Annotated in this window: 11 protein-coding genes; 9 read left to right on the forward strand and 2 right to left on the reverse strand. The window is 61.9% G+C overall.

Features of this window, described 5'->3' with window-relative positions:
• Window positions 1-228 precede the first annotated feature (228 nt).
• From BLU71_RS23730 to BLU71_RS23745, 4 genes are all read left to right on the forward strand, one after another.
• On the forward strand, window positions 229-3810 hold the full coding sequence (locus BLU71_RS23730) for a DUF2339 domain-containing protein (protein ID WP_083354007.1): 3582 nt from the start codon (window positions 229-231) through the stop codon (window positions 3808-3810).
• On the forward strand, window positions 3807-5171 hold the full coding sequence (locus BLU71_RS23735; protein WP_083354008.1) for a DUF3999 domain-containing protein: 1365 nt from the start codon (window positions 3807-3809) through the stop codon (window positions 5169-5171). The genes BLU71_RS23730 and BLU71_RS23735 overlap by 4 nt, the downstream gene beginning before the upstream one ends.
• Window positions 5172-5484: 313 nt before the next feature.
• On the forward strand, window positions 5485-6495 hold the full coding sequence (locus BLU71_RS23740; protein ID WP_039756611.1) for a class 1 fructose-bisphosphatase: 1011 nt from the start codon (window positions 5485-5487) through the stop codon (window positions 6493-6495).
• 3 nt (window positions 6496-6498) lie between these two features.
• Window positions 6499-7101: a DUF924 family protein gene (locus BLU71_RS23745; RefSeq protein WP_083354009.1), complete on the forward strand. Its 603-nt coding sequence runs from the start codon at window positions 6499-6501 to the stop codon at window positions 7099-7101.
• Window positions 7102-7190: 89 nt separating this feature from the next.
• On the opposite strand, the gene BLU71_RS23750 is transcribed toward BLU71_RS23745, so the two are convergent.
• Window positions 7191-9083 (reverse strand): methyl-accepting chemotaxis protein, encoded by a 1893-nt coding sequence (locus BLU71_RS23750; protein WP_197680933.1) that lies wholly within the window; start codon window positions 9081-9083, stop codon window positions 7191-7193.
• Between the two features lie 281 nt (window positions 9084-9364).
• On the opposite strand from BLU71_RS23750, the gene BLU71_RS23755 reads away from it, so the two are divergent.
• Window positions 9365-9619, forward strand: a complete 255-nt coding sequence (locus BLU71_RS23755; protein ID WP_042608658.1) for a lipoprotein — start codon at window positions 9365-9367, stop codon at window positions 9617-9619.
• A 29-nt stretch (window positions 9620-9648) separates the two neighbouring features.
• Window positions 9649-10218 carry a lipocalin family protein gene (locus BLU71_RS23760; RefSeq protein ID WP_042608659.1) on the forward strand — a complete coding sequence of 190 codons (570 nt, stop codon included), beginning with the start codon at window positions 9649-9651 and terminating at the stop codon, window positions 10216-10218.
• Between the two features lie 120 nt (window positions 10219-10338).
• On the opposite strand, the gene BLU71_RS23765 is transcribed toward BLU71_RS23760, so the two are convergent.
• Complete coding sequence (locus BLU71_RS23765) at window positions 10339-11703, reverse strand: formimidoylglutamate deiminase (protein ID WP_083354011.1); 1365 nt, start codon at window positions 11701-11703, stop codon at window positions 10339-10341.
• 146 nt (window positions 11704-11849) lie between these two features.
• On the opposite strand from BLU71_RS23765, the gene hutC reads away from it, so the two are divergent.
• From hutC to hutU, 3 genes are all read left to right on the forward strand, one after another.
• Complete coding sequence (gene hutC, locus BLU71_RS23770; RefSeq protein ID WP_162803449.1) at window positions 11850-12560, forward strand: histidine utilization repressor; 711 nt, start codon at window positions 11850-11852, stop codon at window positions 12558-12560.
• Window positions 12557-13126, forward strand: a complete 570-nt coding sequence (locus BLU71_RS23775) for a HutD family protein (protein WP_083354012.1) — start codon at window positions 12557-12559, stop codon at window positions 13124-13126. The genes hutC and BLU71_RS23775 overlap by 4 nt, the downstream gene beginning before the upstream one ends.
• A gap of 482 nt (window positions 13127-13608) precedes the next feature.
• Window positions 13609-15297 carry a urocanate hydratase gene (hutU, locus tag BLU71_RS23780; protein ID WP_042608662.1) on the forward strand — a complete coding sequence of 563 codons (1689 nt, stop codon included), beginning with the start codon at window positions 13609-13611 and terminating at the stop codon, window positions 15295-15297.
• The last annotated feature ends 53 nt before the right edge of the window (window positions 15298-15350 follow it).

Genomic DNA, 15350 nt, shown 5'->3' on the forward strand with positions numbered 1-15350 from the left:
GGCCCGACGTTTGTTGGGCCGGATCGATATACTGAGCGCCGGTTACAAGGCATCAATCACCGCCGTACCCTGTGGGAGCGAGCCTGCTCGCGAAGCGATCGTCGACTTAAACAGAAATGTTGGCTGACAATCCGCCTTCGCGAGCAGGCTCGCTCCCACACGGTTTGTGCCTAGACTGAAGCCATCGCCGGACTCGCCTCGCCTCGGGGCTGCTTAGGGATATCGACCATGCAATGGATGTTCATGTTGATCGGGCTGGTGCTCGGTGGACTGTTTGACGAGTCATTCAGTGGCGCGCTGTTGGGGGCGCTGCTGGGACTGGTCATCGGCCAGACGCTACGCATTGCACGCCTTGGCGCGCAGGCGGCGGAGCAGCAGCGCCAACTCGAACAGGTGCGCGAAGCCTTGCAGGGCGTGGCTCAGCGGCTGTTTGTGCTGGAGGGCTCGCCCTCGCATGCGCCAACCCCGCCACCTGAAGTCGAGCCGGTCGCCGAACCCGTCGACGTGGCTGAGCAGGCCGCCCCGACCCCTGAGCTGATCTGGGAGCTGCCTCCCGAGCTCGAACCGATCCCAGCCGCCGCCCGCGAAACCAGTCAGCCGCTACCGGCCGATGTCTGGCGCGCCGAGCCGGCGCCTGTTGCCTCTCCGCAACAACCAGCCGAACCCCGTGGCCCTAACCTGATCGAACGCGGCATCAGCGCGGCGCGCAACTGGCTGTTCGGCGGCAATACCGTGCTGCGCGTCGGCGTGGTGCTGCTGTTTTTCGGTCTGGCGTTTTTGCTGCGTTACGCCACCGAAGGCATGGTGGTACCGATCGAGTTGCGTTACGCCGGGGTCGCGGCAGCAGCATTGGCCCTGCTGGCGCTGGGCTGGTGGCTGCGCCGGCGCAACAGCCACTATGCGTTGATGCTGCAAGGCACCGGGATCGCGGTGTTGTACCTGACGGTGTTTGCGGCGATGCGTCTGCATCCGTTGCTCGATCCCTCCGCCGCACTCGGCCTGCTGGTGGCCGTCACGGTGTTCTCGGCGATTCTGGCGATCACTCAGGATGCGCTGGGGCTGGCGGCAGCGGCGGCACTCGGCGGTTTCGCCGCGCCGATTCTGACGTCTACCGGCGAAGGCAATCACGTCGCGCTGTTCAGCTATTTCGCCTTGCTCAATGCCGGCATTCTCGCCATCGCCTGGTTCAAGGCCTGGCGCCTGCTCAACCTGATCGGCTTCGTCGGCACCTTCGGCATCGGTTTCGCCTGGGGCCTGCGTTCATACACCCCGGAACTGCTATGGAGCACCGAGCCGTTCCTGATTTTGTTTTTCCTCATGTACCTCGCCATTGGCCTGCTGTTCACCCGGCGCAAATTGCGCGAGATGGCGGATGCCCCGGCGGATACTGACCGTGAGGCGTTGCTGCAGTGGTCGGCACGCAAGGGCGATTACGTCGACGGAACGATGCTGTTCGGCCCGCCGATCATTGGCTTTGGTTTGCAGTTCGCGCTGGTCCAGCACCTCGAATTTGCCGCGGCTTTCAGCGCGTTGGCGCTAGGCATGATCTATATGGCGCTGGCCAGAGTGCTGATGGGCGGGCGGGCGATGCTGCTCGGTGAAACCTGCCTGGCCCTGGGGGTGATTTTTGCCAGCCTGGCGATTCCGCTGGGGCTCGATGCACGCTGGACGTCAGCGGCGTGGGCCGTCGAAGGCGCGGGGATTTTCTGGCTAGGGTTGCGTCAGCATCGACCGTTCGCCCGGGTTTTTGCGCTGTTGCTGCAACTGGGTTCGGCGTTGGCGTTTCTCGGTCAATTGCAGCTCGGCGAGAGCAGTCTGCTCGACGGCGCACCGCTGGGCGCGCTGATGCTCGGGATTGCGTTGCTGTTCAGCTTCCATCAATTGCGCAAAGCCACGCCGGAGCAAAGTTCGCCGTGGGAGCGCCAAGGTCTTGCGCTGCTGGCTTGTCTGGGCCTGACGTTCCTTTATCTGCTGGCACCGTTGTTCCTGTTCATCCAGGGCACGGCGATCAGTTGGGCCTTGGCCGGGTTGGCGACATTATTTGTCGGGCTGCGGATTCAATCGCGCACGTTCCTGTTTACCGCGGTCGCCGTGCAGTTGCTGGGCGGCGCGTTGTTCCTGTTGCGGCTGCAAGGCGCCGGTGAAGATTCGGCGGCGGTATTGAGCGCGGGCTGGAGTGGTTTGCTCAGTGCGTCCTTGATCGGTCTGGCGTTGATCGCCGGCATGCTCCTGGCCGCGCGGGATGAAATGGTGCGCGCCGATGTGCGCCTGCTGCATGGCTTGTCGGTGGTGCTGCTGGCCGGGCTGGTGCTGATCAATCTGGCGGTGCTCTTTGTCTTGCCGTGGCAGACCGCGAGTGCGGTGTGGGCGGCCAGCGGCTTGCTGATCATCTGGCTGAGCCTGTACCTGCAACAGCGTCTGAGTTTCGTCTTCGGGTTGCTGTTGCAGGTGATCGGCGGCGCCGCGTTTTTGCTCGCCGGCCCGGAATTGCTCGGGCCATTGTCCAGCGAAGGACTGCGGCCTCTGGGCCATGGTGGCTTCTGGACGCCGCTGGTGCTCGGGCTGGCGGCGCTGATCGGCGCGTGGCGCCTGCAACTGGGCAACCCTGCCAGTGCTTTCGATGCGTTGAGTTTGCAGCGCTTGTCGCAAGTGCTGCTGGTCTGGGGCGCCGCGTGGTGGGCGCTGGCGTGGATCAGCGAAGTGCTGCGGTTTGCTTCGCCGAATCTGCAGGGCACGTTGTTGCTGTTGGTGGCGGCGATCAGTGTGGCGCTGTGGACGCTGTTGTCGTTGCGTCTGAGATGGCCGGCGCTGGGGTTGCTCTGCACCTTGCTGATTCCGGCGGCGGCGCTGGTCTTGCTCGGTGCGTGGCATGCGCGTTATCACCCGGCCGCCGACTTCGGCTGGCTGGCGTGGCCGCTGCTGTTCGCGGTGCATTTCTTCAGCCTGCGCCGCCTGGCGTCGATGTTGCCGGCGCGTGCGTTGAGCGCGGCCCATGTGCTGGGTTGCTGGCTGCTGATCGGCGTGCTGGCGCTGGAGTTGCGTTACGGCCTGCTGCTGATGTCCGAGCAATACAACGCCTGGCGCTGGCTGGGCTGGGCGATTCTGCCGAGCGTTTATCTGTTGCTGATGGCGGCACCGCGCGACTGGCCGTGGCCGGTCGCCGCGTTCACCCGCGAGTACCGCTTGTATGCGGCGGTACCGTTGGCGGTGCTGATGCTGGCGTGGTTCTGGCTGGCCAATGGCGTCAGCGATGGCAATCCCGAACCGTTGCCCTACGTGCCGCTGCTCAACCCATTGGAGTTGGGTCTGCTGTTTGCGTTGTTCGGTGTTTATGTCTGGTCGCGCAGCGCCGTTACGCAGTTGTCGGTCCGCCAGGATTACGCCGACCACGCCACGCAACTGATCGCCGGGGTTTCGCTGTTCGCTTTCTGTACCGCGCTGGTCACTCGCGCTGCGCATCACTGGGCCGGCATTCCGTTCGAGCTTGATCAACTGCTCGCTTCGATGCTGGTGCAGGCCGGTCTGTCGATCGTCTGGACGTTGATGGCGCTGGGGCTGATGATCGGCGGCCATCTGCGCCATCGCCGCGAAGTGTGGCTGATCGGCGCGGCCCTGACTGCGCTGGTGGTGGCCAAACTGGTTTTTGTCGAACTGAGCAACCGTGGCGGCCTCGCCCGGATCGTCTCGTTTATCGGTGTTGGCGTGTTGCTGCTGGTGGTCGGCTACTTTGCGCCGCTGCCGCCCAAACGCGTCGAGGCTGAACCGGCGGCGGACAAACCCGCGCCGGAAACCGAAGGAGTTGCATCTTGAGTCGCATGCTGAATCTGGGGTGGCTGGCGCTGGGCGTGGTGATGGTGGCCGGCGCTCAGGAAAAACCGGCGGACTTCGCCTCGCAGGTGCCATTGTCGGTGAGTGGCAACGGCCCGTGGTATCGCCTCGACCTGCCGCTGAGCGCGCAATTGCAGGCGCGCCAGACCGATCTCAGCGACCTGCGCGTATTCAACGCTGCCGGCGAAGCGCAGGCTTACGCTTTGGCTCGCGAGTCTGCGCAGACCCGCGACGACGGCAAGTTGCACGAGGTCAAGTGGTTCCCGCTGTACAACGCCGCCGACGCCAGCGAGCGTGCGCCGAATGTGCGCGTGCAGTCGACCACCAACGGCACGCTGGTGGAAGTGCAGCCGTCCTCGCAACTGGAAGCGGGCGAAGAAGTGCTGCGCGGCTGGTTGCTCGATGCCAGCGCGATCAAGGCGCCGTTGCAGCAACTCATCCTCGACTGGACCAGCGAACGCGACGGTTTCCAGCGTTTCAGCATCGAGGCCAGCGACGATCTGCAGCACTGGCAGTCATGGGGCGAGGGCCAGGTGGCACGCCTGACCTTTTCCGATGAGCGCATCGAACAGCACGAAGTGACCCTTCCGCGACAGACTGCGCGCTATGTGCGCCTGCTGTGGGAGTCGCCGGGCTCGGCACCGATCCTCACCTCGGCGCAACTGAAAAGCAGCGACCCGCGCAACCTGCCGCTGCCCTTGGTCTGGTCGCCAAACGTGGCCGGCAGCAGCGCCAAATCAGGGGAATACAGCTGGCAGCTGCCGATGGGGCTGAATGTGGAGCGGGTGCAGGTGGAGCTGAAACAGCCGAACAGCCTGGCGCCGGTCACGTTGGCTGGCCGGCGCGAAAGCAACTTGCCCTGGCAGACAATCAGCAGTGGCTTGCTGTATCGCCTGACCCAGAACAATCAGGACGTGGTGCAGAACGAAATCGCGCTTTCCGGGCAGACCGTGCAGCAACTCAAGCTGATCGTGGATGAGCGCGGCGGCGGTCTGGGTGAGCAGGCGCCGGACCTGAAATATGCGGTGCGCGCCACGCAGGTGATTTTCCTCGCCCGGGGCGAAGGGCCGTACAGCCTGGCGCTGGGCAACTCCAATGTGAGAGCGGCGAACCTGCCGCTGGCAACGCTTATTCCGGATTTCAAACCGCAGATGCTGGCCGCGCTGGGCAAGGCCACGGTGCAAGACGAGGCGCTGGTTACGCAGACCTCGACGGCGACGACGGCTGCGGTGGCCGGGACCAACTGGAAGAAGATCGGCTTGTGGGCGGTGTTGCTGCTCAGCGTGGTGTTTCTCGGGGCGATGGCGTTCAGCCTGTTGCGCAAATCCCCGACCAGCACCTGACAAGGCGGATGCTGCGCATCCGATCGCGAGCAGGCTCACTCCTACAATGGACCGCATTTCCCCTGTAGGAGTGAGCCTGCTCGCGATAGCGGTCTGCCTGCCGACAAAAATCCTGAAACCGTCGCTTCGCCTAACCCCCACCCGGCCCATTTCCAACTACGCTCAATCCGACACCTGAACTCTCCACCGACAATCACGTCTCATACAGGCAAATAAACCCAGGCGCACGTTAGCCGGCGTCTTTGCTCGCTAGGTTTTCAGACTCCCTGTAAACTGCGCGGGTTTTCCGCCCCCCATTCCACCGGAGCCGTCCATGTCCCGCGTTACCTTGAGTCGCTATTTGATTGAGCAGACCCGCAGCAACAACACTCCTGCCGATCTGCGCTTTTTGATCGAAGTGGTGGCGCGTGCCTGCAAGGAGATCAGCCACGCCGTGTCCAAAGGCGCCCTGGGTGGTGTTCTGGGCAGCATGGGCACCGAGAACGTACAAGGCGAAGTGCAGAAGAAGCTCGACGTGCTGTCGAACGAAATCCTCCTTGAAGCCAACGAATGGGGCGGTCACCTGGCCGGCATGGCGTCCGAAGAAATGGACAATGCCTACCAGATCCCGGGCAAATATCCGAAGGGCGCCTATCTGCTGGTATTCGACCCACTGGACGGCTCGTCGAACATCGACATCAATGCCCCGGTCGGCACGATCTTCTCGGTATTGCGTTGCCCGAACGAATACCTCAGCCAGAACGAACCGCTGAACGAAAAAGCTTTCCTGCAGCCAGGCACCCAGCAAGTGGCCGCCGGCTACGCGATCTACGGCCCGCAGACCATGCTGGTGCTGACCTTGGGCGACGGCGTCAAAGGCTTCACCCTGGATCGTGAAATGGGCAGCTTCGTCCTCACTCACGAAGACATCACCATTCCTGAAACCACTCAGGAATTCGCCATCAACATGTCCAACCAGCGTCACTGGGAAGCCCCGGTGCAGCGCTATGTCGGCGAGCTGCTGGCCGGTGAAGAAGGGCCGTTGAAGAAGAACTACAACATGCGCTGGGTCGCGGCGATGGTCGCCGACGTGCATCGCATCCTGACCCGTGGCGGTCTGTTCATGTACCCGCGCGACAGCCGCGAGCCGTCCAAGCCGGGCAAGCTGCGCCTGATGTACGAAGCCAACCCGATGTCGTTCCTCGTTGAGCAAGCCGGCGGCGCGTCCACCGATGGTCATCAGCGCATTCTCGACATCCAGCCGGAAGGCCTGCACCAGCGCGTCGCAGTGTTCCTTGGTTCGAAAGAAGAAGTCGCCCGCGCCACGGCCTACCACAAGGAATAAACCATGCACGCGCCCTGGCAGCCGTTGCTCGACTGGTGGTTCGGACACGCCGAATCAGCCAACGCAGTAGCGGCCGAAAAGGGCAAGTTGTGGTTCGGTAAGCGGAAAAGCCAGGACCTCGAAGCGCAGACGCGTTTCGGGGTCTTTGTCGATCAGGCCCTGGCCGGTGAATTGACCGAGTGGACGCAATGTCCCGAAGGTTGGCTGGCGGTTGTGCTGTTGCTCGATCAACTGCCGCGCATGATCTATCGCGACACCCCCAAAGCATTTTCCGGTGATCTGCTTGCACAGAAACTTGTCGCGCAAGGCGTTGCGGCGGATTTTGATCGGCAATTGAAGGCGATTCAGCGCGTGTTCATTTATCTGGTGTTCGAACACTGCGAAAACCTCGCGGCGCAGAACGAAGCCGTATCGCGCTTCATGGCGCTGCTGGCTGAACAGCCGGAGGCGGAGCGCGTAGTGTTTGCCGATAACCTGGACTATGCCGAGCGGCATCGGAAGGTGATTGCGCAGTTTGGAAGGTTTCCGCATCGCAATGCGGTGTTGGGGCGGGAGTCTACGGATGAAGAGTTGGTATTTCTTTCCAAACCCGGGTCGCGGTTCTGACCGCAGAAAAGATCGCAGCCTTCGGCAGCTCCTACATGAGTAAAGCATTCATTCTGTAGGAGCTGCCGAAGGCTGCGATCTTTTGATCTTTATATACGGAAGCTACCAACCAGTTGCTTGAGACGTGCCGCCTGCTGCTCCAGATCCGAGCACGCCCGCAACGTCGCCTGCAAGTTCTCCACGCCTTCCTGATTCAGTGTGTTGATCTCGTTGATATCAACGTTGATCGACTCGACCACGGCCGTTTGTTCCTCGGTCGCAGTGGCCACCGACTGGTTCATGCCATCGATTTCGCCGATGCGCTGGGTCACGCTGCCCAGACGCTCGCCGGCCTGGTTGGCGATGCCGACGCTGCTTTCACTCTCGCGCTGGCTCTCGGTCATGATGGTCACCGCCTGGCGTGCGCCGACTTGCAGCTCTTCGATCATCTTCTGCACTTGCTGCGCCGAGTCCTGGGTGCGATGCGCGAGATTGCGCACCTCGTCGGCCACCACGGCGAAACCGCGCCCAGCCTCACCGGCACGCGCAGCTTCGATGGCGGCGTTGAGTGCGAGCAGATTGGTCTGCTGGGAAATGCTGGTGATCACTTCGAGAATCTGGCCGATGTTCACCGTGTTGCTATTCAGCGTTTCGATGTTGCCACAGGAATCGCTGATCTTCGCCGACAGTTGCTGCATGGCTTGAATGGTTTTATCCACAACCTGCTGGCCGTCGACCGCAAGGCTGCGCGCATCGCTGGAATGCTGCGAGGCGAGGGCGGCGTTCTGCGCGATTTCCTGGGCGGCAGCGCCGAGCTGATTGATCGCGGCGGCGACGCTGTTGGTACGGTTGGCCTGCTGGTCGGAGTTGTACATCGAGGAGTTCGAGGCGGCGACCACGCGCAGGGCGACTTCGTTGACCTGGCCGGTGGCCGAGGACACTTCGCGGATCGAGGTGTGAATGCGCTCGACGAAGCGGTTGAACGAAGTGCCCAGTGCGCCGAATTCATCGTTGCCGTGGATCACCAGACGTTTGGTCAGGTCGCCTTCGCCTTCAGCGATGTCATGCATCGCACGGCCCATGGTCAGCAGCGGCTGCATCAGCACGCGAATGAGCATGCCGAGCAGGCCGATGATGATCAGCACGGCGATCACCATGGCGATCAGCGCCGAGGTGCGGAATTCGCTGAGCATAGAGAACGCGGTGTCTTTGTCGAGCACCAGCGCCACGTACCAGTCGGCCGACGGCACGCCGTTGACGCGAGTGAAGGAAATCAACTGGGTCTTGCCATCAAACTCGACTTCTTTCAGGCCCGGACTGACTTGAGGCGCACCGCTCGGGTAGGCCTCGGCGAGGGTTTTGAGCACCAGTTTGCTGTCCGGGTGAATCAGGATCTTGCCTTCGGCGCTGACGATGAACGCGTGCCCGTGGCCGCCGAAGTTCAGCGAGTTGATGATTGCGCTGACACTGGTCAGGTCGATGTCCGCACCGGCGACGCCGAGCATCTGGCCCTGGCGCTGCACCGGCGTCGCTACTGTGATGACCAGTTTGCCCGACGAAGCGGCGATGTACGGTTCGGTGACGATAGTCTGTTGCGCGCTGTTCGCCGCTTTGTACCAGCCACGCGCACGTGGATCGTAATCCGGCGCGCGGTTGCCGGCGGGCACGGAAAACATCACGCCGTCAGCGCCACCGAAATAGCTGAGCTGGAAATTGCCGGTGTAGGCGGGCAGGTCGATGATGCGCTTGAGGCTGGCGGGTGCGTTACCGTCGACCGCGACCTGCTGCGATAACGATTGCAGCAACTGGATGCGGCTTTCCAGCCAGGTCTGGATGTTGCTGGTGGTCAGGCTTCCCAATTCCTGCATGGTGGCTTCGGTGCTGCTGCTCAAGGCCTGACGCTGGCGATAGTCGTTGAACAAGATGAAACAGGCGAACGCAACGGCCACTACGAGGGCGGCAGCCAGCAGGATCTTGTGGCTGAATTTCATGTTTCTGGTCATCGAATGAACTACCGCGAAGGGGCTGGTCAGGAAAGGGCGGCAATTTGCCATATTCGGCAGCGTTGCGCTGCTCTTATTTCGACCGCGGCGCGCCAAAGATTAGGCGCTTGCGGGGAAAGTCGACGAAATGCTCGACAGCTGCACAAAGTTTTTGATTTACCGACAAAAGCCGGACGGGCGGGCTGATAAATAGGCGTTCGGCCACGGAACCAGATGACACTTTTCTCTTCTAAGCTTCTGGTTGGCACCATGCCATCCCCCCTCGTTCCAGGAGTTTCACCATGTCGCTGCGATCTATCGCCCTGCTGTCGTTTTGCGTGCTGTTGGCCGCATGCAGCAAGGTCAATCAGGAAAACTACTCGAAGCTCTCGGCCGGCATGGCCAAGTCCGACGTGGAAACCCTTCTCGGCAAGCCCACCGATTGCTCGGGCGCGCTCGGTATGTCCAGCTGCACCTGGGGCGACAAGAACAGCTTTATCAGCGTGCAATACGCCGGTGACAAAGTGCTGATGTTTTCCGGCCAAGGCCTGAAGTAAACCGGGGCTTCGCGCCCACGGAGAAAAAAATGAAGCGGTTATTGCTGATCCTTTTTGCTGGCCTGGTACTGGCTGGCTGCGCCACTTCCGGCGTCGACCCGTTGGCGCCGAGAACTGTCAACAGCGTCAACCTCAAGCGTTATCAGGGCACCTGGTATGAACTGGCACGCTTGCCGATGTACTTCCAGCGCCACTGCGCCCAATCCGAAGCCCACTACAGCCTCAAGCCGGACGGTAACGTCGGCGTGCTCAACCGCTGCCTGACCCCGGACTGGCAATGGGAAGAAGCCAAGGGCACGGCTTATCCCCAGGTGCCGGGCAAGACCGACAAGCTCTGGGTCGAATTCGATAACTGGTTCTCGCGCCTGGTGCCAGGTGTGGCGAAGGGCGAGTACTGGGTGTTGTACGTCAGCGACGATTACAAGACCGCCATCGTCGGCGATCCGAGTCGCAAGTACCTGTGGCTGCTGTCACGCACGCCGACCGTCAACGGTGTCGTGCGCGAAGAGCTGCTGAGCAAGGCGCGGCAGCAGGGTTACGACACTACGCGACTGATCTGGCGCGCGTCGGATCGGCAGATGGCCAAGACCTCTAATTAAGTCTCGATACATATCAAATGTGGGAGCGAGCCTGCTCGCGAAGAGGGTGTGTCAGTCGACATGAATATTGACTGATGCACCGCTTTCGCGAGCAGGCTCGCTCCCACAGTTTGTTTTGCGTCAGCCCAAGAGATCGCGCAGGACCTGGGTAAAGGCTCGGGCGCTTTGCTCTTCGCCGGGATGCCGTCCATCGCGTACCACCCACTGACCATTCACCAGCACATCGCGCACCTGCCGATCGCCGCCGGCGAACAGCCAGCGATTCAGAATCCCGTCCCCCGACGCTGTCGCCAGATACGGATCGTTGCCATCGAGCACGATCCAGTCCGCGCGCTTGCCCACTTCCAACGCGCCGATCGGCTGACCCAGCGCCTGCGCGCCGCCGTCCAGCGCCGCGTCATACAGCGTGCGGCCGACCATCGGCTGCTGCGCGCCATACAAGCGATTGCGCCGCTGATCACGCAGGCGCTGGCCGTATTCCAGCCAGCGTAATTCTTCCACCACGCTCAGCGAAACATGGCTGTCGGAGCCAATGCCCATGCGCCCGCCCTGGGCGAGAAAATCCACTGCCGGGAAAATTCCATCACCCAGATTCGCTTCAGTGGTCAGGCAAAGCCCGGCGATCGCGCGACTGTTGGCCATCAGCGAGACTTCTTCCGGGTTGGCGTGGGTCGCGTGGACCAGGCACCAGCGCTGATCGACGTCGGTATTTTCGTACAGCCATTGCAGCGGCCGCCGACCGCTCCAGCTCAGGCAGTCGTCGACTTCTTTCTGCTGTTCGGCGATGTGGATGTGCACCGGGATCTGCTTGTCACTGGCAGCGAGCACTTCGCTGATCTGCTGCGGCGTCACCGCGCGTAGCGAGTGGAAACACAGGCCCAGCGATTGCGCCTTTTGCTGTGCCAGTAATGGCTGCAACCGTGCGTGCAGATTCAAGTAGTTTTCGGTGCTGTTGATAAACCGGCGCTGGCCGTCATTCGGCGTCTGCCCACCGAAACCGGAATGGCTGTAAAGCACCGGCAGCAGGGTCAGACCGATACCGCTTTCACTGGCTGCCTGGCTGATGCGCAAGGCCAGTTCGGCCGGATCGGCATACGGCTGGCCGCTGCTGTCGTGGTGCACGTAGTGGAATTCAGCGACCGAGGTGTACCCGGCCTTGAGCATTTCGATGTACAGCTGACGGGCGATGATGCCGAGCTGATCCGGGCTGATCTTTCCGACGAGGCGATACATCAGATCGCGCCAGGTCCAGAAACTGTCGTTGGGGTTACCGGCCACTTCGGCCAGTCCAGCCATGGCGCGCTGGAAGGCGTGGGAGTGCAGATTGGGCATCCCCGGCAGCAGCGGCCCGTTCAGCCGCTCGGCGCCGTCTGCGGTGGAATCGGCCTGGATTCGGGTCAGCAGGCCATCGACGCTGACCTCGAGACGTACATTGTTGGCCCATCCGTTAGGCAGCAGTGCGCGTTCGGCAAAGAAGGCGGACATCGTTCGGCACCCCATCGTGTGTTATTTGTATATACATATACAGACGTTTGCCTGCCCGGTAAACTCCGGCAAGCTAGTCACTTTCATCCAATGAACAGGGATCAACCGTGCCGACTCCGCCTCCAGTCTCTCCGTTGGCCGCGAACATGGGCGACAGTCCGGCGCCCTTGTACGCCCGCGTCAAACAGATGATCACCCAGCAGATCGACAGCGGTAACTGGCCGCCGCACTACCGCGTGCCGTCCGAAAGCGAACTGGTCAGCCAGCTCGGCTTCAGCCGCATGACCATCAACCGCGCCTTGCGTGAGATGACCGCCGATGGCCTGCTGGTGCGCATGCAAGGCGTCGGCACCTTTGTCGCCGAACCGAAGAGCCAGTCCGCGCTGTTCGAAGTGCACAACATCGCCGACGAAATCGCCTCGCGCGGTCATCGCCACACCTGCCAGGTCATCACCCTCGAGGAAGAGGCCGCCGGCTCCGAGCGTGCGCTGGCACTGGATATGCGCGAAGGGCAGAAGGTCTTCCACTCGCTGATCGTGCATTACGAAAACGACATTCCGGTGCAAATCGAAGACCGGTTCGTCAACGCCCTGGTCGCCCCGGAGTACCTCAAGCAGGACTTCACCCTGCAGACACCTTATGCCTACCTCAACCAGGTCGCGCCGCTGACCGAAGGCGAGCACGTGGTCGAAGCGATACTCGCCGAGCCGTCCGAATGCAAGTTGCTGCAGATCGAAAAGGGCGAGCCGTGCTTGCTGATCCGTCGGCGTACCTGGTCGGGGCGTCAGCCAGTGACGGCGGCGCGCTTGATCCATCCGGGTTCCCGTCATCGTCTCGAAGGGCGGTTCCATAAATGAATGCACTCAAGGTCCTACGCGCCGAAGGCTACCCGCGCATGCCGTGGAAAAACGGCGGCGGCAGCACCGAAGAAATCACTCGCGATGCAGGTGCTGGCCTGGACGGTTTCGGCTGGCGCCTGTCGATTGCCGACATCACTGAGTCGGGCGGGTTCTCGACGTTCGCCGGTTACCAGCGAGTCATCACCGTGTTGCAGGGGGACGGCATGACCCTGTGCGTCGACGGTGACGATACCCGCCCACTGTTACCCCTCGACCCGTATGCTTTCAGCGGCGAAAGTCAGGTGTCCTGCACGTTGCTCGGCGGTGCGATTCGCGACTTCAATCTGATCTACGCGCCGCAACGTTACAGCGCGCGGTTGCAGTGGCTGGACGGTGAGCAGCGGTTTTTCAGCTCGGCATCGACGTTGCTGGTGTTCAGTGTCAGTGAGTTGCTGCAAGTGCAAGTCGGTGAAACCGCATCGCAACTCGGTCGCCATGATTGTCTGCAACTGGACGGTAACGCCGGACTGGTTGAAGTCGCCACCAATGCCGCTTGCTGCGTCATCGAACTCCTCCAAAACTGAACACAATCCCCCTGTGGCGAAGGAACTTGGTCCCGCTGGAGGCCGAAGGACTCCCAATTCCGGTAAACACCGATTTGGGGCTGCTTCGCAGCCCAGCGTGAGCAAGCTCCCTCGCCACAGTTGCATTCACACTTCCTGTTTCCATCCTCGCACCAACTTGTTACCGAACGCCCCAGCGTGGCGCAAAACCTCGCTTTCGAAACACTCCCCAACCCCTTCCATTAATACCCTCGAAATATTTCATCCACGCGTGACCCCTTGATTCAGGCGCTCTCCAGCCCTGTCCGTATTTTTTCTTGAACACCTCTCCAACAAGTTGGCCGCTTGATTGCATATGCTTGTATGTACAAGTAAAGACGTATGCGTATGAGTCGTCCGAGACTCTCCGCAGCGTCCACTGATTCGCTTGTCGCGCAGAAAAGCGCGCAGGCTGCTGCCCACTGCCAGGGTTGGTTTGAATTGATCGCTGAGGAGTCTTTTTCGTGACTGACAATACCCAGAACAGCAACAAGTTTCGTGACGTGCAGATTCGCGCCGCCCGCGGTAACACACTGACCGCCAAGAGCTGGCTGACCGAAGCGCCGCTGCGCATGTTGATGAACAACCTCGACCCGGAAGTCGCCGAGAACCCGAAAGAGCTGGTGGTCTACGGTGGCATCGGCCGCGCTGCGCGGAACTGGGAGTGCTACGACAAGATCGTCGAGAGCCTGACTCACCTGAACGACGACGAAACCCTGCTGGTGCAATCGGGCAAACCGGTCGGCGTGTTCAAGACTCATAGCAACGCGCCGCGCGTGCTGATCGCCAACTCCAACCTCGTGCCGCACTGGGCGAGCTGGGAACACTTCAACGAACTCGACGCCAAAGGCCTGGCCATGTACGGCCAGATGACCGCCGGCAGCTGGATCTACATCGGCAGCCAGGGCATCGTTCAGGGCACCTACGAAACCTTCGTCGAAGCCGGTCGCCAGCATTACAACGCTGACCTCAAGGGGCGCTGGGTGCTAACTGCAGGCCTCGGTGGCATGGGCGGCGCACAACCGCTGGCCGCCACCCTGGCCGGCGCCTGCTCGCTGAACATCGAATGCCAGCAGGTCAGCATCGATTTCCGCCTGAAAAGCCGTTACGTCGACGAGCAAGCCAAAGACCTCGACGACGCCTTGGCACGCATCGACAAATACACCAAGGAAGGCAAAGCGATCTCCATCGCTCTGCTCGGCAATGCTGCCGAAATTCTCCCGGAACTGGTCAAGCGCGGCGTGCGCCCGGACATGGTCACCGACCAGACCAGCGCCCACGACCCGCTCAACGGTTACTTGCCGGCCGGCTGGAGCTGGGACGAATACCGCGCCCGCGCCAAGACCGAACCGGCCGCTGTGATCAAAGCCGCCAAGCAGTCGATGGCCGTGCACGTCAAAGCCATGCTGGAATTCCAGAAGCAAGGCATTCCGACCTTCGACTACGGCAACAACATCCGTCAGATGGCGCAGGAAGAGGGCGTCGAAAATGCTTTCGATTTCCCGGGCTTCGTGCCGGCGTACATCCGTCCGCTGTTCTGCCGTGGCATCGGCCCGTTCCGTTGGGCGGCGCTGTCGGGTGATCCGCAGGACATCTACAAAACCGACGCCAAGGTCAAAGAGTTGATCCCGGACGACGCACACTTGCACAACTGGCTGGACATGGCCCGCGAGCGCATCAGCTTCCAGGGTCTGCCGGCACGTATCTGCTGGGTCGGTCTGGGCCAGCGCGCCAGGCTCGGTCTGGCCTTCAACGAAATGGTGCGTAGCGGTGAGCTGTCGGCACCGGTGGTGATCGGTCGCGACCACCTCGATTCCGGCTCGGTCGCCAGTCCCAACCGCGAAACCGAATCGATGCAGGACGGTTCCGACGCCGTGTCCGACTGGCCACTGCTCAACGCGCTGCTGAACACTGCGAGCGGCGCGACCTGGGTATCCCTGCACCATGGCGGCGGTGTCGGCATGGGCTTCTCGCAGCATTCGGGGATGGTGATTGTCTGCGACGGTACCGATGAGGCCGCCGAGCGCATCGCCCGCGTGCTGCACAACGACCCGGCCACCGGCGTCATGCGCCACGCCGACGCCGGCTACCAGATTGCGATCGACTGCGCGAAAGAGCAGGGGCTGAATCTGCCGATGATCACCGGCAAATAATGCTTTCCCCCTGTAGGAGTGAGCCTGCTCGCGATAGCGGTGTGTCAGCCAGC

Source organism: Pseudomonas moraviensis, from assembly GCF_900105805.1.
Classification (GTDB): Bacteria; Pseudomonadota; Gammaproteobacteria; order Pseudomonadales; family Pseudomonadaceae; genus Aquipseudomonas; species Aquipseudomonas moraviensis_A.

Excerpts from the sequence above, each read along its gene's own strand:
- BLU71_RS23730 (WP_083354007.1), top strand. The coding sequence starts at position 229 with ATGCAATGGATGTTCATGTTGATCGGGCTGGTGCTCGGTGGACTGTTT.
- BLU71_RS23740 (WP_039756611.1), top strand. The coding sequence starts at position 5,485 with ATGTCCCGCGTTACCTTGAGTCGCTATTTGATTGAGCAGACCCGCAGC.
- BLU71_RS23745 (WP_083354009.1), top strand. The coding sequence starts at position 6,499 with ATGCACGCGCCCTGGCAGCCGTTGCTCGACTGGTGGTTCGGACACGCC.
- BLU71_RS23750 (WP_197680933.1), bottom strand. The coding sequence starts at position 9,083 with ATGACCAGAAACATGAAATTCAGCCACAAGATCCTGCTGGCTGCCGCC.
- BLU71_RS23755 (WP_042608658.1), top strand. The coding sequence starts at position 9,365 with ATGTCGCTGCGATCTATCGCCCTGCTGTCGTTTTGCGTGCTGTTGGCC.
- BLU71_RS23760 (WP_042608659.1), top strand. The coding sequence starts at position 9,649 with ATGAAGCGGTTATTGCTGATCCTTTTTGCTGGCCTGGTACTGGCTGGC.
- BLU71_RS23765 (WP_083354011.1), bottom strand. The coding sequence starts at position 11,703 with ATGTCCGCCTTCTTTGCCGAACGCGCACTGCTGCCTAACGGATGGGCC.
- hutC (WP_162803449.1), top strand. The coding sequence starts at position 11,850 with ATGGGCGACAGTCCGGCGCCCTTGTACGCCCGCGTCAAACAGATGATC.
- BLU71_RS23775 (WP_083354012.1), top strand. The coding sequence starts at position 12,557 with ATGAATGCACTCAAGGTCCTACGCGCCGAAGGCTACCCGCGCATGCCG.